General features: G+C 75.2%; 19 protein-coding genes, 1 tRNA gene and 1 pseudogene. 13 read left to right on the top strand and 8 right to left on the bottom strand.

What is annotated here, in order from left to right; translation table 11 throughout:
• Positions 1-8: 8 nt before the first annotated feature.
• From thrB to argS, 5 genes are read right to left on the bottom strand one after another with little or no spacing between them, the layout of a single operon-like run.
• On the bottom strand, positions 9-917 hold the full coding sequence (gene thrB, locus ACI795_RS09835) for a homoserine kinase (protein WP_457075310.1): 909 nt from the start codon (positions 915-917) through the stop codon (positions 9-11).
• A 3-nt stretch (positions 918-920) separates the two neighbouring features.
• Positions 921-2,003, bottom strand: coding sequence for a threonine synthase (gene thrC, locus ACI795_RS09830; RefSeq protein ID WP_457075309.1), 1,083 nt, complete (start codon positions 2,001-2,003; stop codon positions 921-923).
• A complete protein-coding gene (locus ACI795_RS09825) occupies positions 2,000-3,295 on the bottom strand; it encodes a homoserine dehydrogenase (RefSeq protein WP_457075308.1) in 1,296 nt (431 codons plus the stop codon). The genes thrC and ACI795_RS09825 overlap by 4 nt, the downstream gene beginning before the upstream one ends.
• Entirely contained in the window at positions 3,292-4,797 is a 1,506-nt protein-coding gene (gene lysA, locus ACI795_RS09820; RefSeq protein ID WP_457075307.1) for a diaminopimelate decarboxylase, read from the bottom strand. The genes ACI795_RS09825 and lysA overlap by 4 nt, the downstream gene beginning before the upstream one ends.
• Positions 4,794-6,455 carry an arginine--tRNA ligase gene (argS, locus tag ACI795_RS09815; RefSeq protein ID WP_457075306.1) on the bottom strand — a complete coding sequence of 554 codons (1,662 nt, stop codon included), beginning with the start codon at positions 6,453-6,455 and terminating at the stop codon, positions 4,794-4,796. Before argS ends, lysA begins: the two co-directional genes overlap by 4 nt.
• 142 nt (positions 6,456-6,597) lie before the next feature.
• Here argS and ACI795_RS09810 point away from each other — a divergent pair, with 142 nt between their 5' ends.
• The 3 genes from ACI795_RS09810 (at position 6,598) to ACI795_RS09800 (ending at position 8,242) form a co-directional block, all read left to right on the top strand.
• Positions 6,598-7,410 carry a DUF3105 domain-containing protein gene (locus ACI795_RS09810; RefSeq protein ID WP_457075305.1) on the top strand — a complete coding sequence of 271 codons (813 nt, stop codon included), beginning with the start codon at positions 6,598-6,600 and terminating at the stop codon, positions 7,408-7,410.
• The gene (locus tag ACI795_RS09805; protein ID WP_457075304.1) at positions 7,410-8,096 is read left to right on the top strand and encodes a DUF305 domain-containing protein; all 687 of its coding nucleotides are present in this window, start codon (positions 7,410-7,412) and stop codon (positions 8,094-8,096) included. The genes ACI795_RS09810 and ACI795_RS09805 overlap by 1 nt, the downstream gene beginning before the upstream one ends.
• A gap of 74 nt (positions 8,097-8,170) precedes the next feature.
• A tRNA-Arg gene (locus ACI795_RS09800) sits at positions 8,171-8,242 on the top strand.
• 83 nt (positions 8,243-8,325) lie between these two features.
• Here the strand turns inward: ACI795_RS09800 and ACI795_RS09795 are convergent.
• Both ACI795_RS09795 and ACI795_RS09790 read right to left on the bottom strand, forming a co-directional pair.
• Positions 8,326-9,963, bottom strand: coding sequence for an ABC-F family ATP-binding cassette domain-containing protein (locus ACI795_RS09795; RefSeq protein WP_457075303.1), 1,638 nt, complete (start codon positions 9,961-9,963; stop codon positions 8,326-8,328).
• A gap of 50 nt (positions 9,964-10,013) precedes the next feature.
• Positions 10,014-10,994, bottom strand: coding sequence for an adenylate/guanylate cyclase domain-containing protein (locus tag ACI795_RS09790; RefSeq protein ID WP_457075302.1), 981 nt, complete (start codon positions 10,992-10,994; stop codon positions 10,014-10,016).
• A 266-nt stretch (positions 10,995-11,260) separates the two neighbouring features.
• Here ACI795_RS09790 and ACI795_RS09785 point away from each other — a divergent pair, with 266 nt between their 5' ends.
• The 9 genes and pseudogenes from ACI795_RS09785 to ACI795_RS09745 form a co-directional block, all read left to right on the top strand.
• Complete coding sequence (locus ACI795_RS09785; RefSeq protein ID WP_457075301.1) at positions 11,261-12,271, top strand: ABC transporter ATP-binding protein; 1,011 nt, start codon at positions 11,261-11,263, stop codon at positions 12,269-12,271.
• Positions 12,268-13,020: an ABC transporter permease gene (locus ACI795_RS09780; RefSeq protein ID WP_457075300.1), complete on the top strand. Its 753-nt coding sequence runs from the start codon at positions 12,268-12,270 to the stop codon at positions 13,018-13,020. Before ACI795_RS09785 ends, ACI795_RS09780 begins: the two co-directional genes overlap by 4 nt.
• A 297-nt stretch (positions 13,021-13,317) precedes the next feature.
• Positions 13,318-17,223 (top strand): multifunctional oxoglutarate decarboxylase/oxoglutarate dehydrogenase thiamine pyrophosphate-binding subunit/dihydrolipoyllysine-residue succinyltransferase subunit, encoded by a 3,906-nt coding sequence (locus tag ACI795_RS09775; protein ID WP_457075299.1) that lies wholly within the window; start codon positions 13,318-13,320, stop codon positions 17,221-17,223.
• 17 nt (positions 17,224-17,240) lie between these two features.
• Positions 17,241-17,426 carry a DUF6104 family protein gene (locus ACI795_RS09770; RefSeq protein WP_457075298.1) on the top strand — a complete coding sequence of 62 codons (186 nt, stop codon included), beginning with the start codon at positions 17,241-17,243 and terminating at the stop codon, positions 17,424-17,426.
• 249 nt (positions 17,427-17,675) lie between these two features.
• On the top strand, positions 17,676-18,380 hold the full coding sequence (locus ACI795_RS09765; protein WP_457075297.1) for a metal-dependent hydrolase: 705 nt from the start codon (positions 17,676-17,678) through the stop codon (positions 18,378-18,380).
• 72 nt (positions 18,381-18,452) lie between these two features.
• A complete protein-coding gene (locus ACI795_RS09760; protein WP_457075296.1) occupies positions 18,453-19,718 on the top strand; it encodes a sensor histidine kinase in 1,266 nt (421 codons plus the stop codon).
• On the top strand, positions 19,715-20,410 hold the full coding sequence (locus tag ACI795_RS09755) for a response regulator (RefSeq protein WP_457075295.1): 696 nt from the start codon (positions 19,715-19,717) through the stop codon (positions 20,408-20,410). The genes ACI795_RS09760 and ACI795_RS09755 overlap by 4 nt, the downstream gene beginning before the upstream one ends.
• Before the next feature lie 62 nt (positions 20,411-20,472).
• Positions 20,473-21,321: an alpha/beta hydrolase gene (locus ACI795_RS09750; RefSeq protein WP_457075294.1), complete on the top strand. Its 849-nt coding sequence runs from the start codon at positions 20,473-20,475 to the stop codon at positions 21,319-21,321.
• Positions 21,318-22,313, top strand: a pseudogene (locus ACI795_RS09745) (acyltransferase family protein); the annotation flags it as partial. The gene ACI795_RS09750 and the pseudogene ACI795_RS09745, both read left to right, overlap by 4 nt.
• 24 nt (positions 22,314-22,337) lie before the next feature.
• Here ACI795_RS09745 and ACI795_RS09740 read toward each other — a convergent pair.
• Entirely contained in the window at positions 22,338-22,631 is a 294-nt protein-coding gene (locus ACI795_RS09740; protein WP_457075415.1) for a S26 family signal peptidase, read from the bottom strand.
• Between the two features lie 143 nt (positions 22,632-22,774).
• Between ACI795_RS09740 and ACI795_RS09735 the strand changes: the two genes are divergently transcribed.
• Positions 22,775-22,955 (top strand): superoxide dismutase [Ni] (locus tag ACI795_RS09735; RefSeq protein ID WP_457075293.1); only part of this gene is annotated, 181 nt, incomplete at its 3' end.

Genomic DNA, 22,955 nt, shown 5'->3' with positions numbered 1-22,955 from the left:
CCTGGGCATCACAACCGTACCGCACGCCCCATCCGGCTGACGACGGCGCCGTCACCGTCCACCGAGAGGGGCAGGCAGCGCCACCCGTTCGGGGCGTACCCGGCCAGCGCGCCGCCCGCCTCGGGACCCGGCGCGAGCACCAGCACGCACGGGCCGGCACCGGAGACGACGGCGGCGTGCCCGTCGGCGCGCAGCCGGGTGAGCAGCGCGGCGCTGTCGGGCATCGCCGGGGCACGCTGCGACTGGTGCAGGCGGTCCTCGGTGGCCTCGAGCAGGAACTCGGGCGCGGCGGTGAGCGCGTGCACGAGCAGCGCGGCCCGGCCGGCGTTGGCGGCGGCGTCGGCGTGCGGCACCTGCGCGGGCAGCAGCCCGCGGGCCACGTGCGTCGAGAGGGTCGCCCCGGGGACGAAGAGCACCGGCGTGACCTGGGGCCGGACCGCCAGCCGCACCGCACGGGCGCCGGCCGCGGTGGTCCAGGACAGCGTCGCGCCGCCCAGCAGGCAGGGGGCCACGTTGTCGGGGTGCCCCTCCAGCGCCGAGCACAGCCGCAGCACCGCCGCCTGGTCGACCTCGTCGACGTCGGGGCACAGCGCCCAGGCGGCGAGCACCCCCGCGGTCACCGCCGCGGCCGAGGAGCCCATGCCCCGGCCCTGGGGGATGCCGTTGGTCGCCGCCAGCCGCAGGCCGGCGGGCGACCAGCCGAGCTCCGCGCACGCGGCCCGGAATGCCTGCACGACCAGGTGCGACTCGTCGGTGGGCAGGTCGGCGGCGCCCTCCCCCGCCACGGAGACCGCCAGGCCACCGTCGGCGACCGCGACCTCGAGCTCGTCCCAGCAGGTCAGCGCCAGACCCGCGGAGTCGAACGCCGGCCCGAGGTTGGCGCTGGTCGCCGGGACCCGGATGCGGACGCCGTCCACCGGCTACAGGCCCAGCTGGGCGGCGGCCGCGGCGGCGTCGACCGGCACGGTGACCGGGGCGGGCGCGCCGGAGATCGCCCACTCGGGGTCCTTGAGCCCGTTGCCGGTGACCGTGCAGACGACCCGCTGGCCGGGCTCCAGCCCGCCCGCCTCGGCGACCTGCAGCAGCCCGGCGACCGAGGCCGCGGACGCCGGCTCGACGAAGACCGCCTCGGAGCGGGCCAGCAGCCGGTAGGCAGCGAGGATCGCCCGGTCGGTGACCGCGTCGATCCGGCCGCCGGAATCGTCGCGGGCGGCCAGCGCCTTGGTCCAGGACGCCGGGTTGCCGATCCGGATGGCGGTGGCGATGGTGCTGGGCTGCTCGACGACCCTGCCGGTGACGATCGGCGCCGCGCCGGCCGCCTGGAAGCCCCACATCCGCGGGGTGCGGGTGGCCGGGCCGTCGGCGGCGTACTCGCGGTAGCCCTGCCAGTAGGCGGTGATGTTGCCGGCGTTGCCGACCGGCAGGCAGTGGACGTCGGGGGCGTCGCCGAGGACGTCGACGATCTCGAAGGCGGCGGTCTTCTGCCCCTCGATGCGGTACTGGTTGACGCTGTTGACCAGGCTCACCGGGTAGTCGATGGCGAGCTTGCTGGCCAGCGCCAGGCAGTCGTCGAAGTTCCCCTCGACCTGCAGCAGCTTGGCCCCGTGCACCAGCGCCTGGGCGAGCTTGCCGGTGGCGATCTTGCCCTGCGGCACGAGGACGGCGCAGACCAGCCCGGCGCGCGCGGCGTAGGCGGCCGCGCTCGCGCTGGTGTTGCCGGTGGAGGCGCAGATGACCGCCTGCGCGCCCTCCTCCAGCGCCTTGGTGATCGCCATGGTCATCCCGCGGTCCTTGAACGACCCGGTCGGATTGGCGCCCTCGACCTTCAGGAACACCTCGCAGCCGGTGCGGCGGGAGAGCTCCACGGCAGGGACCAGCGGGGTGGCGCCCTCCTGCAGCGTCACCACCGGGGTGCTCTCGCTCACCGGAAGCCGGTGCCGGTAGGCCTCGATCAGCCCCGGCCAGTACGGGGAGACCGCTCCCCGGAGTCCCGCAGTGGTCATGAGAGGCCCTCCACGCGCAGCACGCTCGTCACGCCGCGGACGGCGTCCATCTCCCGCAGCCGGGTCACCGTCGCCGCCAGGGCGGCGTCCGGCGCCCGGTGGGTCACGATCACCAGGGTCGCGGCGTCCCCGTGGCCGTCCTGCCGGACGGTGGCGATGCTGACCCCGTGCGCGGCGAACTCCTGGGCGACCGTCGCCAGCACGCCCGGGACGTCGGCCACGTCGAGGCTCACGTGGTAGCGGGTGGGGGTCTCGGCCATCGGCCGGACGCCCAGCCCGGCGTAGCCGGTGGTACCCGGGCCGGCGGCGCCGGTCAGCCGGTTGCGGGCCACCGCCACCAGGTCGCCGAGGACCGCGCTGGCGGTCGGCTCCCCGCCGGCGCCCTGGCCGTAGAACATCAGCTCCCCCGCCGCGTCGGCCTCGACGAAGACGGCGTTGAAGGCGCCGCCGACCCCGGCCAGCGGGTGGGTGGTCGGGATCATCGCCGGGTGCACCCGGACCGCGATCGAGTCCTCCCCGTCCTGCCCGGGGACGCGCTCGCAGATCGCCAGCAGCTTCACCGTGCAGCCGATCTCCGCGGCCCGGGCGACGTCGCTGGCCGAGACCGCGGCGATCCCCTCCCGGTACACGTCGGAGGAGCGCACCGGGGAGTGGAAGGCCAGCGAGGCGAGGATGGCGGCCTTCGCGGCGGCGTCGAACCCGTCGACGTCGGCGGTCGGGTCGGCCTCGGCGTAGCCGGCCTCGGTGGCCTCGGCCAGCGCCTCGCCGAACCCGGCACCGGTCTCGGCCATCCGGGACAGGATGTAGTTCGTCGTGCCGTTGACGATGCCGACGACGCGGCGCAGCTGGTCACCGGCGAGCGATTCGCGCAGCGGGCGCAGCAGCGGGATCGCGCCGGCCACCGCCGCCTCGTAGTAGAGGTCGACGCCGGCCTCGGCGGCCGCGGCGTGCAGCGCCACGCCGTCCTCGGCGAGCAGCGCCTTGTTCGCGCTGACCACCGACTTGCCGGCACCGATGGCGGCCAGCAGGAGGGTGCGGGCCGGCTCGATGCCGCCGATCACCTCGACCACCAGGTCGACGTCGTCCCGGGTGACCAGGGCCTCGGCGTCGGTGGTGAGCAGCTCGGCGGGGACTCCCGCGTGCCGGTCGGGGCGGCGGACGGCGACGCCGGCCACCTCCACCCGGCGGCCGACGCGGGCGGCGAGGTCGTCGGCCTGCTCGGACAGCAGCCGCAGCACCGCGCTGCCGACGGTGCCGCACCCCAGCAGGGCGACCTTCAGGGAGTCACTCACGGGCGGGCTCCAGCGGGGTGCTCGGGGGCCGGCTGGTCGATCGCCGGCGAGGGGGCGGGGACGTCGGCGAGGACCGCGTCGAGGGCGAACACGTCGGACAGTGTCTGCCGCCGGACGATCTCGGTGGCGGCGCCGTCCCGGACGGCGACGACCGGCGGCTTGAGCAGGTAGTTGTAGTTGCTCGCCATCGACCAGCAGTAGGCACCGGTGGCGGCGACGGCGAGCAGGTCACCGGGCTGCACGTCCGAGGGCAGCCACAGGTCGCGGACCAGGACGTCACCGCTCTCGCAGTGCTTGCCGACGACGCGGCACAGCGCCGGCGGGGCGTCGGAGGTGCGGTTGGCCAGCACGCAGGTGTAGCTGGCGTCGTAGAGGGCGGTGCGGATGTTGTCGCTCATCCCGCCGTCGACGGAGACGTAGTTGCGCACCAGCGGGGCACCGGGGGTGCCGCTGGAGCCCAGCCGGACCGGCTTGATGGTGCCGATCTCGTAGAGCGTCACGGTGCCCGGCCCGGCGATGGCCCGACCGGGCTCCACGGCCAGCCGGGGCACCGGCAGCCCCAGTTGGGCGCACTCGGCGGCGACAACCTGGCGCAGCTTGACCGCGACGTCACCGGGGGTGACCGGGTCGTCCTCGGGCAGGTAGGCGATGCCGAACCCGCCGCCGAGGTTGAGCTCGCCCAGCACCTCCCCGGTGGCCTGGTGCACCTGGCCGAGCAGGCCCACCACCCGGTGCGCGGCGGCCTCGAAGCCGGCGGTGTCGAAGATCTGCGAGCCGATGTGGCTGTGCAGCCCGGCCAGGTGCAGCGCCGGCTCGCGGATCACCCGGACCGCGGCGGTGAGCGCGTCCCCGGTGGCCAGCGAGAAGCCGAACTTCTGGTCCTCGTGGGCGGTGGCGATGAACTCGTGGGTGTGCGCCTCGATGCCCACAGTGGCGCGGATGAGCACCGGCACCGGCGTGCCGCCGCCGGCGACCCGCGCCTCGGCCAGCGGTACCAGCCGCTCGATCTCGTCGAAGGAGTCGAGCACCACGTGCCCGATCCCGGCGTCGACGGCGAGCTGCAGCTCGACCAGGGACTTGTTGTTCCCGTGCAGCGCGATCCGCTCGGCCGGGAAGCCGGCGGCCAGCGCGACGGCGAGCTCGTTGCCGCTGCAGGCGTCCAGGTACAGCCCGTCCTCGGCGATCCAGCGGGCCACCTGCCCGCAGAGGAACGCCTTGGACGCGTAGTGCACGTCGGCGGGCAGCTGCGGGTCGGCGAAGGCGGTGGCGAAGTCCGCGGCCCGGCCGCGGAAGTCGCCCTCGTCCAGGACGAACAGCGGCGTGCCGTGGTCCCGGGCCAGCTCGGTGACCGGCCGGCCGCCGAGGTGCAGCTCGCCGCCGACCCGGGTCGCCGAGCGCGGCCAGACATGCGGGTCGAGCGCGCCGAGGTCCGTGGGCGGGGCGCCGGCTGCGGGGGGCGGGGTCAGCGTGCCGTGCAGCGGCCCGGCCGGGTGCGCCCTCACATCCGCTCCGGCGCGGAGACCCCGAGCACACCCAGGCCGTTGCGCAGCACCGTGGCGGTGGCGGCGCACAGCCAGAGCCGGGCGGTGGTCACCGGGGTCGCCTCCTCGTCGCCGCGGGGCAGCACCCGGCAGGAGTCGTAGAAGCGGTGGTAGGTGCCGGCCAGCTCCTCCAGGTACCGGGCCACCCGGTGCGGCGCGCGCAGCTCGGCGGCCGAGGCGACCACCCGCGGGAAGTCGCCGAGCGCGCGCAGCAGGTCGCCCTCCCGGGGGTGCGCCAGCGCGGCCGGGTCGACGTCGCCGGCCTCGCCCAGCGCCAGCCCCAGGTCCGCCGCCCCGCGCAGCACCGAGGAGATCCGGGCGTGCGCGTACTGGACGTAGAAGACCGGGTTGTCGTTTGTCTTCCGGGTCCACAGGTCGATGTCGATGTCGATCTGCTGGTCGACCGAGGCCCGGGCCAGCGCGTAGCGCGCGGCGTCCACCCCGACGGCCTCCACCAGGTCCTCGAGGAGGACCACGGTGCCGGCCCGCTTGCTCATCCGCACCGGCTCGCCGTTGCGCAGCAGGTTCACCAGCTGGCCGATGAGGATCTCCAGGTTGGTGTCCGGGTCGTCGCCGGTGGCCGCGACCAGCGCCTTGTACCGGCCGACGTAGCCCGAGTGGTCGGCGCCGAGCATGATCACGACCTTGTCGAAACCGCGCTCGCGCTTGTCCAGGTAGTAGGCGCAGTCGGAGGCGAAGTAGGTCGTCTCCCCGTCGGCCTTGACCAGCACCCGGTCCTTGTCGTCGCCGAACGTCGTCGTCCGCAGCCAGACCGCACCGTCGGCCTCGTAGACGTGCCCCTGGTCGCGCAGCCGCTGCACCGCCTTCTCCACGGCACCGGAGGAGTACAGGCTCAGCTCGGAGAAGAACACGTCGTACTCGACCCCGAGCGCGGCCAGCGAGCTGCGGATCTCGGCCACCATCAGCTCGACTCCGCGCGCCCGGAAGACCGGGACCTGCTCGGCCTCGGGCCGCTCCAGCAGCCCCGGCTCGGCGGCCAGCACCTGGCCGGCGATCTCGCCGATGTACTCCCCCGCGTAGCCGTCCTCCGGCACCGGCCGGTCCAGCGCCGCGGCCTGGAGACTTCGGGCGAACCGGTCGATCTGGGCGCCGGCGTCGTTGAGGTAGTACTCGCGGGTCACATCGGCGCCGGAGGCCTCCAGCAGCCGGCCCAGCGCGTCCCCGACCGCCGCCCAGCGGGTGCCGCCGATGTGCACCGGGCCGGTGGGGTTGGCCGAGACGAACTCCAGGTTCAGCCGCTGCCCGGCCAACACCCCGGTGCGCCCGTATGCCTCCCCCGCGGTCACCACCCGGACCGCGATCTGCCCGAGGGCGTCCTTGGCGAGGGTGACGTTCAGGAAGCCGGGGCCGGCGACGTCGACCGACGTGATCCCCTCGTGTTCCCGCAGCTGGGCGGCGAGCAGCTCGGCCACCTCACGCGGCGGCCGTCCGGCCGGCTTGGCCAGCCGCAGCGCCACGTTGGTCGCGTAGTCGCCGTGCTCGGGGTTCTTCGGGCGCTCGATGACGACGTCCTCGGGGACGGCGACGGCGAGGACGCCGCGCTCCACCGCCGCCGCGACAGCGGACCGGACGACGTCACTGAGCTGCTCGGGTGTCACCCGGCGAGCGTACTGAGCGGCTCGGCGGCCCGGGCCGCACAGGTCAGCGACCTACACTCGCCCCCGCCCGGGGCCAGGCCCCGGCAGCGACGTGCGGGGGCACCAGGCACCCGCGGAGCGGCACCGCAGCGAGGAGAGGCAGTTGGCCAAGGACCCCAAGCCCGGAACCGGTCGTCCCTCGGGCGGCGCCTCCCGCGGGGGGTCGGGGGCGCAGCGGTCCGGCGGCCGGGGGCGCACCCGCCCGCCGGCCAACGTGGTGACCCCGCAGCGGCCGTGGGGGCTGATCGCCGCGGCGATCGCCGTCGCCGTCTTCGCCGCCGCGATCCTCACCTACGCCGTGGTCACCGTGAACCGGTCCAACGCCAACCGGATCACCTCCGCCGACCAGCTCGAAGGGCTGCAGACCTACGAGTACGCCGGCGCCGAGCACGTCGTCACCGGGGTCGACTACACCGAGACCCCGCCGGTGGGCGGCCCGCACGACAACGAGTGGGCCGACTGCACCGGCACCGTCTACGACGTGCAGATCCGCCCGGAGAACGCGGTGCACAGCCTCGAGCACGGCTCGACGTGGATCACCTACGACCCCGACCTGGTCAGCGACGACGACCTCGCGACGCTGGAGGAGCTGGTCGACGGCCGCGCGGGCCTGATGCTCTCCCCGTGGCCGGGCCAGGGGGCGCCGATCAGCCTGCAGTCCTGGAACCACCAGCTGACCGTCGACTCCGCCACCGACGAGCGGGTCGAGCAGTACGTCGACTTCTTCACCCTCAACGCCGACTTCCACCCCGAGCCGGGGGCGAGCTGCGAGAACCCGGCGTTCCTCAGCGAGCCGCTGGTGGTCGGCGACGCCAGCCGCTACGCCGGCAGTGGCGACCAGTCGATGACCGACGTGCCCAGCGACGCCCCGGTGAGCTCCACCCCGGCCGAGGCCAGCGACACCACGGCGCCCTGATGGCGGCACCGACGACCGAGCACCCCGCCCCGGGACGACCGCGCTGGCTGTCCGCCCTGCTGGTCAGCGTGATCGCCGTCGGCATGCTGGTGGCCGGCGGCGGACTGGCCGTCGCGCTGGGCATCGGCGCCGAGGAGACCCCGGCCGCGGACTCGGTGGACGCCGGGTTCGCCCGGGACATGTCCCGCCACCACCTGCAGGCGGTGCAGATGGCCAACCTCGCGCTCGACCGCAGCGAGGACCCGGCGGTGCAGCAGCTCGCCTTCGACATCTCGGCGACCCAGACCAACCAGGTCGGCCGGATGCAGGGCTGGCTGTCGCTGTGGGGCCTGCCGCTGACCAGCGGCGAGGTCATGGGCTGGATGGACGACGGCGAGATGGCCGGGATGGACCACGCCGGCCACGGTGGCGACGAGGACGGGCCGCTCATGCCCGGCATGGCGACGGACGCCGAGATGGCGCAGCTGCGCGCCGCGACCGGGACCGAGTTCGACGTGCAGTTCCTGCAGCTGATGACCCGGCACCACCAGGGCGGCCTGGAGATGGCCGAGTACGGCGAGGAGCACGCCCGGCTGCCCGCCGTCCAGCGGCTGGCGGAGTCGATCGCGCAGAGCCAGACGGCGGAGACCGCGACGATGGCCGCGATGCTCCGCGAGCGCGGTGCGGCGCCGCTCCCCTTCCCCTGACCCCACCGGCTCGGCCGGCCACCGGGACTGGTAGCTTCTTCCCCGGCGCCGAGCGATCGGGCGCCGCGGTACGAGCCCCCGTAGCTCAGGGGATAGAGCACTGCCCTCCGGAGGCAGGGGCGCAGGTTCGAATCCTGCCGGGGGCACCCACAGCCCCGCGGCTCACCGCAGCACCGACACCGCCCGCCCGGCCACTGGCCGGGCGGGCGTCGTCGTTCCCGGAGCCCGGTCAGGCGTCCCGGACGGCACCGTCGCTGACCACCAGCCGGCGCGTCGTGTGCACCGCCTCGAGCATCCGCCGGTCGTGGGTGACCAGCAGCAGCGTGCCCGGGTAGTCGGCCAGCGCCTGCTCCAGCTGCTCGATCGCCGGCAGGTCCAGGTGGTTGGTCGGCTCGTCGAGCACCAGCACGTTCACCCCACGCGCCTGCAGCAGCGCCAGCGCCGCCCGGGTCCGCTCCCCCGGGGAGAGCGTCGCGGCGGGGCGCAGCACGTGGTCGGCGCGCAGGCCGAACTTCGCCAGCAGGGTGCGCACCTCGGCGTCGGGCGAGTCGGGCACCTGCCGGCCGAACGCCGCGGCCAGCGGCTCGTCGCCGAGGAACAGCCCGCGGGCCTGGTCGACCTCCCCCAGCCGCACCCCCGGGCCGAGGGCGGCGGCGCCGGCGTCCAGCGGCAGCCGGCCCAGCAGCGCGGCGAGCAGCGTGCTCTTCCCCGAGCCGTTGGCCCCGGTGATCGCCAGCCGGTCGCCCCAGTCGACCTGCAGGTCCACCGGTCCCAGCTGGAAGCCGCCGCGGCGGACCACCGCACCGCGCAGCGTGGCGACGACGTCACCGGCCCGGGGGGCGGCGGCGATCGACATCCGCAGCTCCCACTCCTTCCGGGGCTCCTCGACCACCTCCAGCCGCTCGATCCGCCGCTCGGTCTGCTTGGCCTTGGCCGCCTGCTTCTCCGAGGAGGCCCGGTTGTGCGCCTTGATGTGCTTGTCGCCGTCCTTGGACTTCTTGATCGAGTCCCGGACGCCCTTGGCCATCCAGTTGCGCTGCATCCGGGCCCGCGACTCCAGCGACGCCTTCGTGTCGGCGAACTCCTCGTACTCCTCGCGGGCGTGCCGGCGGGCCACCTCGCGCTCGGCCAGGTACGCCTCGTAGCCGCCGTCGTGCACCCGCACCAGCTGCTGGGCGAGGTCGAGCTCGACCACCCGGGTGACCGTGCGGGCCAGGAACTCGCGGTCGTGGCTGACCAGCACCACCCCGGCGCGCAACCCGCCGACGAACCGCTCCAGCTGGTCCAGCCCGGCCAGGTCCAGGTCGTTGGTCGGCTCGTCGAGCAGCAGCACGTCGTAGCGGGACAGCAGCAGGGACGCCAGCCCGACCCGGGCGGCCTGACCACCGGACAGCCCGGTCATCGCGGCGTCCAGGGCCACGCCGGGGGCGACGGTGGCCACCACCTCCTCGGCCCGCTCCGCGAGGTCGGCCCCGCCGAGGGCCAGCCACCGCTCCAGCGCGTCGCCGTAGGCGTCGTCGGCGCCGGCCTCCCCGGCGGTCAGCGCGTCGGTCGCGGCGTCCAGCGCCTGCTGCGCGGCGGCGACGCCGGTCCGGCGGGCGAGGGCGTCGAGCACCGTCTCACCGGGGCGCCGCTCGTGCTCCTGCGGGAGGTAGCCCACGGTCGCCGACGGCGGGGACAGCGCGACGTCCCCGGACTCGGCGGGCAGCTGCCCGGCCAGGGTCTGCAGCAGGGTGGACTTGCCGGCGCCGTTGACCCCCACCAGGCCGACGACGTCGCCGGGGGCCACGACGAGGTCGAGGCCGGTGAACAGGACACGGGCGCCGTGGCCGGCGGCGAGGCCGCGGGCCAGCAGGGTGGCGGACACCCGCACATCGTGCCCACCGCCCCGGGCGGCGGTCGACCGGGTTCGCCCGGTCAGGCCCCGCGAGCCGGCGGCTCGTCCGGACCGCGGCCCAGCACGTCGCGGGCGATCTCGTCGAGCAGCTCCTCCAGGGCGGCCACGCCGGGCGGGTCGCCGTCCTGGCGGCGGCGGACCAGCCAGGGCTGCAGCTGGTCGTAGCCGCGCACCGCCACCTGCCGCAGCGGGCGGACCCGGTAGGCGGGCGAGCCCAGCAGCCGGCGGGCCAGCTCGCGGTCGACCAGCACCGTCGAGGGCCGCGCGATCGAGGTCAGCCGGCTGGCCAGGTTGACCACCGGGGAGTAGACGTCGCCCAGCCGGGTCAGCACGGGGCCGTAGGCCGCCCCCACGCGCAACGGCGGCCGGTCCTCGGCGGACCACTCCACCGGCAGCCGCAGCGCGATCTCGACCGCGTCGACGGCGTCGGCGCAGGTGAACAGCACCCCGTCCCCCACCGTCTTCACCACCCGCCCGCGGTGGCGGGCGATGACGTCGGCGGCGAGGCCCTCGAAGTCCTCGACCATGGCGCCGAGCTCACGGCCGCCCATGCCGCGGCTGCGCGAGGTGTACCCGACCAGGTCGGCGAAGCCCACCGCCAGCTCCCCGCGGTCGGCGCCGGGCGCGGCGAGCAGCCGCCCGGCGTTCGCGGCCAGGTGCCGCCGCCACACGTAGTCCTGCAGCTCGCTCATCAGCGGCAGCAGCGACTCGGTGGAGCGCAGCACGTCGGCCTCGGCCTCCGCGCCGGCCTCGGCGAGGCGGGCGGCGAGCAGATCGGTCTGCCAGTCGGCCAGCCGGGACAGCGCCTGGCCCATCGCCCGGGCGATGGACGCCTCGGTCTGCGGGTCGACGAAGCCGGAGTCGATGAGCGCCGACAGCCGCGCCAGCGCGGTCACGTCGGCGTCGGTGAAGGCCGGGTCGTCCTCGGCCACGTCGGCGAAGCCCAGCGCCCGCCACAACCGCTGGGTGCGCGCCGCGGGCATCCCGGCCAGCTCGGCCACCTCCCGCCGGGTGTAGCGGCGGGGGCCGGCGAGCAGCAGCCGCTCGAGCTCCTCCCGGGCGGCCGCCTGCCGCCGGGTCGGTTCCCCGGGCCCGTTCTCCGTCAGCGGTCGGCCCGCGGGCTCCGCGGCCGCCCGTCGGCGGTGCGGGAGGCGTTCACAGGGGCGGAACCTACCAACCCGGCGTCCGGACTGTGCCCGGGGTCACGCACCGACGCCGCCACGCGGGGCGCTCGGGAGCTCGCCCCGCGCCACCCGGTTGCGCTTGGATGACCGCGGAGTGCGCGCCCCGCCGACCCCAGGAGCCCGAGATCGCCAGCCCGAGCAGCGTCCGGCCCGACCCCGTGCGGGTCGAGGTCCGCGGCCTCACCAAGTCCTTCGGCGCCGTCCGCGCCGTCGACAGCCTGAGCTTCACCGTCGAGCCCGGCCAGGTGACCGGCTTCCTGGGCCCCAACGGCGCCGGCAAGACCACCACGCTGCGGATGGCGCTGGGCCTGATCACCCCCGACGGCGGGACGACGACCTTCAACGGCACGCCCTACGCCCAGCTCTCCGAGCCGCTGCGCCGGGTCGGTGCGGTGCTGGAGACGGCGTTCCACCCCGCCCGCAGCGGCCGCGACCACCTGCGCGTCTACGCCGCCGCCGCGGGGCTGCCCGCCAGCCGCGCCGACGAGGTGCTGGCCCGGGTCGGGTTGGGGCCGGCCGGGAAGCGGCGCGCCGGCGGCTACTCGCTGGGCATGCGCCAGCGCCTGGGCCTGGCCACCGCACTGCTGGGCGACCCGCAGGTGCTGGTGCTCGACGAGCCGGCCAACGGGCTGGACCCCGAGGGCATCCAGTGGCTGCGCGGCTTCCTGCGCCACCTGGCCCACGAGGAGGGCCGCACGGTCCTGGTCTCCAGCCACCTGCTCGCCGAGGTGGAGCAGACCGCCGACCGGGTGGTCATCGTCGGCGCCGGCAGGCTGGTGCGCGAGGGCTCGCTGGCCGACCTGCGCGGCGGCTCCGGCGGCGGCACGGTGCTGGCCCGCAGTCCCCAGGTGGTCCAGCTGGCCGAGCTGCTGAGCGCCGCCGGCGCCACCGTGACGCCCGCCGGGCCCGACGGCGTCACGGTGGGCGGGATGGCGACCGACGAGGTGGGGCACCGGGCCTTCGCCGGTGGCGTGGAGCTGCACGAGCTGCGCGCGCAGACCAGCGGCCTCGAGGAGGTCTACTTCCGGCTCACCGCCGGGCAGGAGCAGTACGCCGCGGGTTCCCCCGCGCAGACCGAGGGGACGGCCCGATGACCCGGCTGGTGCGCGCGGAGTGGCTCAAGCTGCTGACCACCCGCGTCTGGATCGGGCTGCTCGTCGGTGCCTGCGTGCTGGTCGGCGGCTTCGCCGCGCTCTTCACCGGCCTGGCCGGGCAGCAGGGCGGCCCGGCGCCCATCGGCACCCCGATGTACGAGCAGCTGGCCCTGGGGGCGGCCGGCCAGGCCGCCATCCTCTCGCTGGTGCTGGGCATCATCGGGATGACCCAGGAGTACCGGCACCGCACCGCCACCCCCACGTTCCTGGCCACCCCGCACCGCGGCCAGGTCGTGATCGCCAAGCTGATCGCCTACCTGACGGCCGCGATCCCCTTCGCGCTGGCCGCCTGCGCCACGACCGTGGTCGTGGTGGTCGCCTACGCCGGGGCACGGGGTGCCGCACCGTCGCTGACCGGCGACAACCTCGAGGTGCTGGCCGGCGCGACCATCTCGATCGTCCTCTACGCGGTGATCGGGGTCGGGGTCGGGGCGCTGTTCCGCAACCAGGTGGGCGCGATCGTCGGCTCGCTGGTCTACCTGTTCGTGATCGAGAGCATCGTCGGCGGCATCGCGGCCATCTCCGGCGTCTACAAGTGGCTGCCCGGCGGGGCGGCGGCCGCGCTCACCGCCGTGAACGAGGGCCCCGACCTGCTCAACCAGTGGCAGGGCGGCCTGCTGCTGCTCGGCTACGGTCTGGTCGCCGCGGTGCTGGGCACCCTGCTCGCCGTCCGCCGCGACGTGGTCTGAGCCGGCCCACCCGGCGCGGCACCCAGCCCGGCCGGGCCGACGTCGTGACCGAGCTGGTCGGCGGCGCGCTGCTGCACAGCGCCGTCGCCGGGGTGGTCGACGAGGTGCTGGAACTGCCGCCCGCGGCTGGAACCGGCGGGTGACCCGTCCGCTGCCCACGGGGTCCCTGGGACCGGTGAGCCGAACCACGTGCGGCACCTCACGTCGGACGGCCACCGCCGGAGGGGTCGGGCGTAGAGTCGGCCCCCGGTCCAACGACGTCCACCGACGAAGAAGGCACTCCGCCCCGTGTCAAGCGTGAGCTCATCCCAGCCGTCCGCCTCCAACAGCAACCCGGTGGCGGGCTTCGGCACCAACGAGTGGCTGGTCGAGGAGATGTACCAGCAGTACCTCGCCGATCCACGCAGCGTGGACCAGGCCTGGCACGACTTCTTCGCCGACTACCGGCCGGGCAGCCCGGTCGCCGACGGGCAGGACCGCACGTCCGAGGCGGCTGCCCCGGCCAGGCCGTCGGCACCGACGCCCGACGCCGCCCCCGCTGCGACCAGCTACGCGTCCCCCGCGCCCGAGCGCGAGGTCGCCGGCCGCACCGCCGCGGCACCCGCCGCACCGCAGGCGGCACAGGCCCCCGCGGCGCCGTCGTCCGACGACGCCGCCCCCGCGGACCGGCCCAGCGCCCCTGCCCCCGGCACCGAGGAGCAGGTCTCCCGGGCCCCCATCGCCGACCCCCGCTCGGAGGGAACCGTGGTCAACCGCGCCGCCGAGCGGGCCTCGCAGCAGCAGCCCGCCACACCGGCCAAGCCGTCCGCCAAGCCCGGCGCCGGGAAGCCGGCCGCCGACTCCGGCGAGGGCCCGACGCGCACCCCGCTGCGCGGCGCCGCCGCCAGCGTGGTCAAGAACATGAACGCCTCGCTGACCGTCCCGACGGCCACCAGCGTGCGCGCAGTGCCGGCGAAGCTGCTGGTCGACAACCGGATCGTCATCAACAACCACCTGGCCCGCGCCCGCGGCGGGAAGGTCTCCTTCACGCACCTGATCGGCTACGCGCTGGTCCGGGCGCTGGACGCCTTCCCGAACATGAACAACTCGTTCGCCGAGGTCGACGGCAAGCCGGTCCTGGTGCGCCCCGAGCACGTCAACTTCGGGCTGGCCATCGACCTGCCCAAGCCCGACGGCTCGCGTTCCCTCGTCGTCGCCTCCATCAAGGCCGCCGAGACGATGGACTTCGCGGAGTTCTGGGGCGCCTACGAGGACATCATCCGGCGGGCCCGGGCCAACAAGCTGACGATGGACGACTTCACCGGCACCACGGTCAGCCTCACCAACCCGGGCACGATCGGCACCAACCACTCGGTGCCGCGGCTGACCACCGGCCAGGGCACGATCGTCGGCGTCGGGGCGATGGACTACCCGGCCGAGTTCCAGGGGATGAGCCCCGAGGCGCTCGCCGAGATGGCCGTCTCCAAGATCATCACGCTCACCTCGACCTACGACCACCGGGTCATCCAGGGCGCGGAGTCCGGTGACTTCCTGCGCCGGATGCACCAGCTGCTGCTGGGCGAGGACGGCTTCTACGACGACGTCTTCCGCTCCCTGCGGGTGCCCTACGAGCCGGTCCGCTGGGTACCCGACATGCGGGTCAGCCACGAGGGCCAGATCGACAAGAACGCCCGGGTCATCGAGGTCATCGAGGCCTACCGGCGCAACGGCCACCTGATGGCCGACACCGACCCGCTGGAGTTCAAGGTCCGCACCCACCCCGATCTGGACATCGTCCAGCACGGGCTGACGCTGTGGGACCTGGACCGGCAGTTCCCGGTCGGTGGCTTCGCCGGCGAGCGGACCATGCTGCTGCGCGACATCCTCGGGGTGCTGCGCCAGTCGTACTGCCGCACCGTCGGCATCGAGTACATGCACATCACCGACCCCGAGGAGCGCAAGTGGCTCCAGGAGCGGATCGAGGTCAAGCACGACCAGCCCACCCGGGACAAGCAGAAGCGGGTGCTCGGCCGGCTGAACGCGGCTGAGGCGTTCGAGACCTTCCTGCAGACCAAGTACGTCGGGCAGAAGCGCTTCAGCCTCGAGGGCGGCGAGTCGGTCATCCCGCTGCTGGACGAGGTGCTCACCTCCTCCACCGAGCACGGCCTCGAGGAGGTCGCGATCGGCATGGCGCACCGCGGCCGGCTCAACGTGCTGGCCAACGTGCTGGGCAAGAGCTACTCGAAGATCTTCGGCGAGTTCGAGGGCAACATCGACCCGGGCACCGTGCAGGGCTCCGGCGACGTGAAGTACCACCTGGGCGCCGAGGGCACCTTCGAGCACGAGGGCCGTCAGCTCGCCGTCTCGCTGGCCAGCAACCCCAGCCACCTGGAGACGGTCAACCCCGTCCTCGAGGGCATCGTCCGGGCCAAGCAGGACATGATCGACAAGGGCGAGGGCGGCTTCACCGTGCTCCCCGTGCTGCTGCACGGCGACGCGGCCTTCGCCGGTCAGGGCGTGGTCCAGGAGACCCTGAACCTCTCCCAGCTGCGCGGCTACCGCACCGGCGGCACCGTGCACGTGGTCATCAACAACCAGGTCGGGTTCACCACCAGCCCGGCCCAGTCCCGCTCGACGCTCTACTCCACCGACGTCGCCCGGATGATCGGCGCCCCGGTCTTCCACGTGAACGGCGACGACCCCGAGGCCTGCGTGCGGGTGGCCCGGCTGGCGGTCGACTACCGGCAGGCGTTCAACAAGGACGTCGTCATCGACCTGGTCTGCTACCGCCGCCGCGGCCACAACGAGGGCGACGACCCCTCGATGACCCAGCCGCTGATGTACGACATCATCGACCGCAAGCGCTCGGTCCGGAAGCTGTACACCGAGGCTCTGGTCGGCCGGGGCGACATCACCCTGGCCGAGGCCGAGGAGGCGCTGAAGGACTACCGCGACCAGCTGGAGCGGGCCTTCGCCGAGACCCACGACGCCCGCGACTCCTCGACGCCGGAGCCGGTGATGGACCCGCGGTCGCCGCAGGAGATGACGGTCGACACGGCGATCACCCGCGAGGTGCTCAAGACCATCGGCGATGCGCACGTCTCGCTGCCGACGGACTTCACCGTGCACCCCAAGCTGCAGCGGATGCTGGAGCGCCGGGCGGCGATGGCCAGCGAGGGCGGCATCGACTGGGCGATGGGTGAGCTGCTGGCGTTCGGGTCGCTGCTGATGCAGGGCGTCCCGGTGCGGCTGGCGGGGCAGGACTCCCGCCGAGGCACCTTCGTCCAGCGACACTCGGTGCTCATCGACCGGGAGACCGCCGCGGAGCACACCCCGCTGGCGCACCTGACCGAGGACCAGGCGAAGTTCTTCGTCTACGACTCGTTGCTGTCGGAGTACGCCGCGCTCGGCTTCGAGTACGGCTACTCGGTGGCCAACCCCAAGGCCCTGGTGCTCTGGGAGGCCCAGTTCGGCGACTTCGTCGACGGCGCGCAGATGGTCATCGACGAGTTCATCAGCTCCGGCGAGGCGAAGTGGGGTCAGCGCTCCGGCGTCGTCCTGCTGCTGCCGCACGGCCTGGAGGGCCAGGGCCCGGACCACTCCAGCGGGCGGATCGAGCGCTTCCTGCAGCTGTCGGCCGAGAACAACATGACGGTCGCCAACTGCTCCACGCCGGCGAACTACTTCCACCTGCTCCGCCGCCAGGCGCTGTCGGAGGTGCACCGCCCGCTGGTCGTGTTCACGCCCAAGTCGCTGCTGCGCGCCAAGGCCGCGGTCAGCTCGGTCGAGGACTTCACCGAGCAGCGGTTCCGCCCGGTCCTGCCCGACCCGGGGGTCGGCGGCGCGCCGCTGGACCCCGCCGGGGTGCGCCGGGTGCTGCTGTGCAGCGGCAAGGTCAGCTACGAGCTGCTGTCCCAGCGGGAGTCCGAGGGCCGCACCGACACCGCGGTCCTGCGGGTCGAGCAGCTCTACCCGCTGCCGGCCGAGGAGATCACCGAGGCGCTGGCGCAGTACCCGAACGCGACCGACGTCGTCTGGACGCAGGAGGAGCCGGCGAACATGGGCGCCTGGCAGTTCATGGCCTGCAACCTGCCCGAGCACCTGACCGGGGGCCGGACGCTGCGCCGGGTCTCCCGCAAGGCCTCGGCGAGCCCGGCCGTCGGTTCGGCGAAGGTGCACGAGGTCGAGCAGCGTCAGCTGGTCGCCCAGGCCTTCGCCGACTGAGCCCGGGGAGCACGGCGTTGTACTTCACCGATCGAGGCATCGAGGAGCTGGCGAGCCGGCGGGGCGAGGAGGAGGTCAGCCTCGCCTGGCTGGCCGACCAGCTGCAGGCCTTCGTCGACCAGCACCCGGACTTCGAGGTGCCGGTCGAGCGGCTGGCCACCTGGCTGGCCCGCGGCGGCACCGACGACGTGGACGACGAGTGACCGGCGAACCCCTCGGTACCCGCGCCAGCTGACACCCGGGGCAGTCGGCCACCCAGCTGACCCCGACCGCGGTGGCCCTGTGCGCTTGCGATGGCCGACGCCGCCCGGATGGCCGGGACGGCGTCGGCCCTGGTGGGGGTATCCCCGTTCGCCCTGGCCGGGGTCGGTGGTGCTGGCCGGGTTCGCCGCCCGGGCGGCCTGACCGCGCGCCTCCCCCGCCACACCGCCCACCGGCGGCACGCTCCGTGCGTGCTCGGTCACTCCCATGCGCTCTCCGGCCTGGCCGCCGGCGCCGCGACGCTGCCCTGGGCCCCGGTGGAGGGCACGGTGGCCCAGGTGGCCTGGGTGGCCGCCGCGGGCGGGTTCGCCATGCTGCCCGACCTCGACCAGCGGGGGTCCACCATCTCCCGGATGTGGGGGCCGCTCACCGACGTGCCCTCCGGGCTGGTCAACACCATCGCCCGCGGCCACCGGTGGGGCACCCACGACGCCGTGCTCGGGCCGGTGGTCTTCGGGCTGCTCGCCTCCGTGGCCGCCTGGCAGCACTGGTCGAGCCTGCTGCTGCTGGCCCTGGCCATCGGCCTGGCGCTGCGGGCACTGCACTTCGTCATCCCCGGCCGGGCCGAGAACACCGTCCTGGGCAACCTGGTCATCTCCTGGGGTGGCGCCTGGCTGCTGCTCGCGCACAGCCCGAGCCCGGCGTGGCTGCCGTGGGCCGTCGTCGTCGGGGTGCTCACGCACATCGCCGGCGACGGGCTCACCAAGGAGGGCGTCCCGGTCCCGGTGTTCTGGCTGCTGCGCCGGACCCGGCTCAACCCCGTGCACCTGCGCACCGGCGCGACGATCGAGAAGGCCGTGCTCGTCCCGCTGTTCGGGGCGGCGACGCTGGTCTTCCTCTACCTCAACACGGATGCCCGCGACCTGGTCGACCCGCTGCTGGACCGGTTGGGCTGACCCCTCCCCGGGGTGGAGGGGGACGACCGTGGGGTCCGGACGGCGGAGCGGGCCCCTACGGTGACCGGCGTGGTGCCCGCCCTGCCCCCCGCCGACCGGCTGCGCGACGCCCTGCGCGCGTCCGGCCGGGCGGTCGCCGGGGTGTCGCCGTCCGGGCCGCTGCCGTGGTCCAGCCGGTCCCCGCGGGCGCGGCGGCTGCTGACCGCGGCGGTCGCGTTCTACGGCCTGGTCGTCCTGCTGGCCGCCAACGGCGTGCAACTCGACGCCGGCCAGGCGCCCGCCGGCCTGGCCTTCCTGTGGTGCCTGCCGATGGTGGCCGCGCTGGTCCTCACGCTGCGCCGGCCGCTGGACGGCTGGCGTCTGATGACGCTCTGGCTGCTGCTGACACCGTTCGTGCTGCAGCCGCCGGCGGGGCCGACGTCCCTGCTCGCGCCCTGGGAGTGGTGCCTCTGGGTGCCGGTCCTGCTGGCGGTGGGGTGGGCGCTCCCCCGCGGGACGGCGGTCGTGGTCGGCGTGCTCTCCGGGTTGGTGCTCCTCTTCCGGCGCTTCGGCACCACCTGGGAGGTCGGCGCCGGGTACCTGCAGGTCTCGCTGCTCGCCGTCGCCGCCGTGCTGATCGTCGGCATGAGCATGGGCGCCCGGTGGGACGCCCGCCGTGCGCTGGCCGACGAGCAGCAGCGCACCGAGGCGGCCCTGGCGCAGCGCGGTGCGCTCGCCGAGCGGGCGCGGATCGCCCGCGAGATGCACGACGTGGTGGCGCACGAGCTGTCCGCGATCGCCGTCCGCGCGGAGACCGCGCCCTACCGGCTGCCCGACCTGCCGGCCACGGCGCGGACGGAGCTGGCTGCCGTGGCCGGCACGGCCCGGGAGGCGCTCGCCGAGCTGCAGCAGCTGCTGGGGGTGCTGCGCGCCGAGGACCAGCCGGCCGACCGGGCACCCCAACCGGGGCTCGCCGCGCTGGCCGATCTGGTCGCCGCCCGGCAGGCCGAGGGCGTGCCGCTCACCGCAGAGATCGAGCACCCGGACGTGCCGGCGCAGCTGGGCCTCAGCGCGTACCGAATCGTCCAGCAGGCACTGGCCAACGCCGTCCAGCACGCGCCCGGCGCCCCCGTGCATCTCCGCGTCGCCGCCGCGGGCGACCAGCTGACGATCACGGTCGGCAACGGGCCCGGCGACCACCCGGGGGTCAGGGGCGCCGGAGTGGGGCTGCTGGGCATGCGTGAGCGGGCGGAGCTGCACGGCGGCACGCTGGACGCCGCGCCGACGGACGACGGCGGCTTCACCGTGCGGGCCGTGCTCCCCCTGCAGGTGACGCCGACCGACGGGAGGCGATCGTGATCCGGGTGCTGCTGGTCGACGACCAGGAGATGGTCCGCGAGGGCTTCGCTGCGCTGCTGGGGGCCCAGCCGGACGTCGAGGTGGTCGGCACCGCGGGCGACGGGGCCGCCGCGCTGCGCCTGCACGCCGAGCTGGCCCGCGCCGGGAGGGCACCGGACGTCGTCCTGATGGACGTGCGGATGCCGGTGATGGACGGGCTGACGGCGACCCGGTCGCTCCTGGGCGCACGGGCCGGCGACGGCCCGGTCCCCCGCGTGCTCGTGCTGACCACCTTCGACCTCGACGACCACGTGTACGACGCGCTGCGGGCCGGCGCGAGCGGCTTCCTGCTCAAGCACGCCCCGGCCGCCGACCTGCTGCACGCCGTCCGGGTGGTCGCGGCGGGTGACGCCCTCCTCGCCCCGGCCGTGACCCGCCGGCTGATCGCCGACTTCGTCGCGGCCCGCCCAGCCGCGCCGCCCCAGCCCGAGCGGCTGGCCGTGCTCACCGAGCGGGAGACCGAGGTGCTGGGGCTGGTCGCCCGCGGTATGTCCAACTCCGAGATCGCCGACCACCTGGTGCTCGCCGAGCAGACGGTGAAGACCCACGTCAGCCGGGTGCTCACCAAGCTGGGGCTGCGGGACCGGGCCCAGGCGGTGGTACTGGCGTACGAGACCGGGCTCGCGGTCCCCGGTGGCGGAGCACCCCGGTAGCACTCCAGGTCGGCTCCGCAGCGTGACGACCACGGGCTCGCCCGTGTCCAGGATCAGTCGTCGTGACGATCCTCCCGCGACCGATGACCTCGGTGCTGGGCGTGCTGGCGGTGGTGGCAGCGGCGCTGCTGCCGCCCGCCGCGGCCGCACCCGTCCCCGGGCCGGTGGGCCTGGACCCCGCCTGCGCCACGGAGCTCACCCGGCAGCTCGGCTCCGTCGGCGTGCTGGGCTGCGACCCGCGCGGGCGGGGGCTCGCCGTCGTCGCGGTCGGCGACCCGGCGACCGCCGACCACGTCGCCGTCCTGGTGCCCGGGGCGGACATCGACCTCGCCGCGCTGCACGACCCCGCCCGACCGCAGCGGCGCCCACTCGGCTGGGCCCGCAGCCTCGCCGAGGCCGGCGGACCCGACCTCGCCGTCGTGCTGTGGGTCGGCTACCCCACCCCGCAGGGGGCCGGCGTGGACGCCGCCACCGGGCGGCTCGCCCGGGCCGGAGCGGCCGCGCTCGTGCCGTTCGTCCAGGAACTCCGGGACGGCGGGGCGCACGTCACCGTCGTGGGGCACAGCTACGGCGCGGTGGTCGCCGCGCTGGCCGCGCCGGAGCTCGCCGCCGACGACCTGGTGCTGCTGGGCAGCCCGGGGGCGCGCGCGTCCTCGGTGGCCGACCTGGGCACCCGGGCCCGGGTGTGGGCGGCCCGGACGACGGGTGACTGGATCGGGCGGGTGCCGTCGGTACGGCTCGGGGACCTCGGCCACGGCGCCGACCCGGCCGGCCCGGCGTTCGGCGCCCGGACGCTGCCGGTGGGCGGCACCTCCGGCCACGACGGCTACTTCCGGCCCGGCTCTGCTGCGCTGGCGGGCGTCGCCGCGGTCTGCCTCGGCCGGGTGCCGTCGGCGGAGGTGGCCCGGTGATCCGCCGCGACCCGGGCCTGGACGCGCTGCGGCTGCTGGCCACCGCCGGGGTGGTCCTGGGGCACTGGCTGGTGACGGCCCCGGCCCTCTCCGCCGACGGGGCCGTCGCGCTGGACAGCCCGCTGCGCACCATGCCGGGGCTGGCCCCGGCGAGCTGGCTGTTCCAGACGCTCGGCCTGTTCTTCCTCGTCGCCGGCGCCGCCGCGGCCGGCAGCCGTTCGACAGCGGGCACCGGCGCGCCGGCCTGGTGGTGGCGACGGGTGCGCGCCGTCCTCCCCCCGGTCGCCGTGCTGGCGGCCGCCGTGGCGGTGGTCGCGCTGGCGCTGACGCTGCACGGGACGAGCCAGGGCGTGGTGCGGACCGTCGTCGTGCTGTCGCTGAGCCCACTGTGGTTCCTCGCGGTCCACCTCACGCTGCTGGCCGCCACCCCGCTGATGCTCCGGCTGGACGACCGGCTGGGCGCCGCGGCAGCTGCCGTCCCGGTGGCACTGACCGTCGCCGCGCCGCTCGGCGGACCGCTGCTGGCGCAGACGGCGGTGCTCACCGGCTGGTGGGTGCCCTGGCAGCTGGGGGTGGCGCTGGCCCGGCGCCCGCTCACCCGGCCGGTGGCGGTGCTGCTGATCGTCGGCGGGGTGGCCGGGGTGCTGCTGCTGGTGACCGTGGGCGAGCTGCCGGTGAGCGCCGTCGGCGTGCGCGGGCAGGACGGGTCCAACCTGGACCCTCCGTCGGCGGCCACCGTGTGCCTGTGCCTCGCCCAGGCCGCAATGGCGGCGCTGCTGCTCCCCCGGCTGCGCGCGGTCGGCCGGACCCGGGCGGTGCGCACGGCCACCCGGCTGGCGCTGCCGGTCTTCCTGCTGCACCTGCCGATGCTGGTCACGGTGTGGCTGGTGACCCTGCCGCTGGCCCCGCTGCCCGGCCTGCACGGGGTGCCCGACGGCCCGGGCTGGCTGCTGGCCCGCTGCGCCTGGCTGGCCGGGATCGCCTCCCTGGCCGCGGCGGTGGTCCTGGGCCGGCGGTCAGTCCAGCGGCGGTGGGGCCGGCGGGAGCAACCCCGGCCGGGGCCGCAGCCGCGCCACCACGCGGCCGACCACGCGCGCCGGCCCGAACGCGCGGCTGTCGTCGGCGACGAACGGGTTGTCGCCCTCCACCCACCAGTGGCCGTCCTCGAGCGGCCGCCGGGCGCGCTTGACCACCAGCAGCTCCGGCCGGGCGGGGAACCGGGCGAGGACGACGTCCCCGGCGCGGACGGCGGCCGGCCGGCGCAGCCGGCGCACGAGCAGCCGGTCGCCCGACCGCAGCGTGGGGGACATCGACGGTCCGCTGACCCGGGCCAGCACCCACGGGGTGGGCAGCCCGGGGAGCTCCTCGGGGCCGCGACCGCTGGACGTGTTCACGCTGATCACCGCGGGTAGGGTCGCAGAAGATCCATCCCCACGAACCCGGAGGCACCCCCATGCGTCTGTTCCGCATGTTCTCCGCCGTGGAGGCCACCGCACACTGCGACCTCCCCTGCGGCGTCTACGACCCGGCCCAGGCCCGCATCGAGGCCGAGTCGGTCAAGGCCATCCAGGAGAAGTACCAGAGCAACGAGGACCCGGTCTACCGGACCCGGGCGATCATGATCAAGGAGCAGC

The sequence above is a fragment of the Modestobacter sp. SYSU DS0290 genome, assembly GCF_054050955.1.
Note: the sequence above shows the minus strand (reverse complement) of the source record. Positions and strands in the feature narration are given on the sequence as shown.

Excerpts from the sequence above, each read along its gene's own strand:
- thrC (WP_457075309.1), bottom strand. The coding sequence starts at position 2,003 with ATGACCACTGCGGGACTCCGGGGAGCGGTCTCCCCGTACTGGCCGGGG.
- ACI795_RS09805 (WP_457075304.1), top strand. The coding sequence starts at position 7,410 with ATGGCGGCACCGACGACCGAGCACCCCGCCCCGGGACGACCGCGCTGG.
- ACI795_RS09785 (WP_457075301.1), top strand. The coding sequence starts at position 11,261 with ATGACCGCGGAGTGCGCGCCCCGCCGACCCCAGGAGCCCGAGATCGCC.
- ACI795_RS09780 (WP_457075300.1), top strand. The coding sequence starts at position 12,268 with ATGACCCGGCTGGTGCGCGCGGAGTGGCTCAAGCTGCTGACCACCCGC.
- ACI795_RS09740 (WP_457075415.1), bottom strand. The coding sequence starts at position 22,631 with ATGTCCCCCACGCTGCGGTCGGGCGACCGGCTGCTCGTGCGCCGGCTG.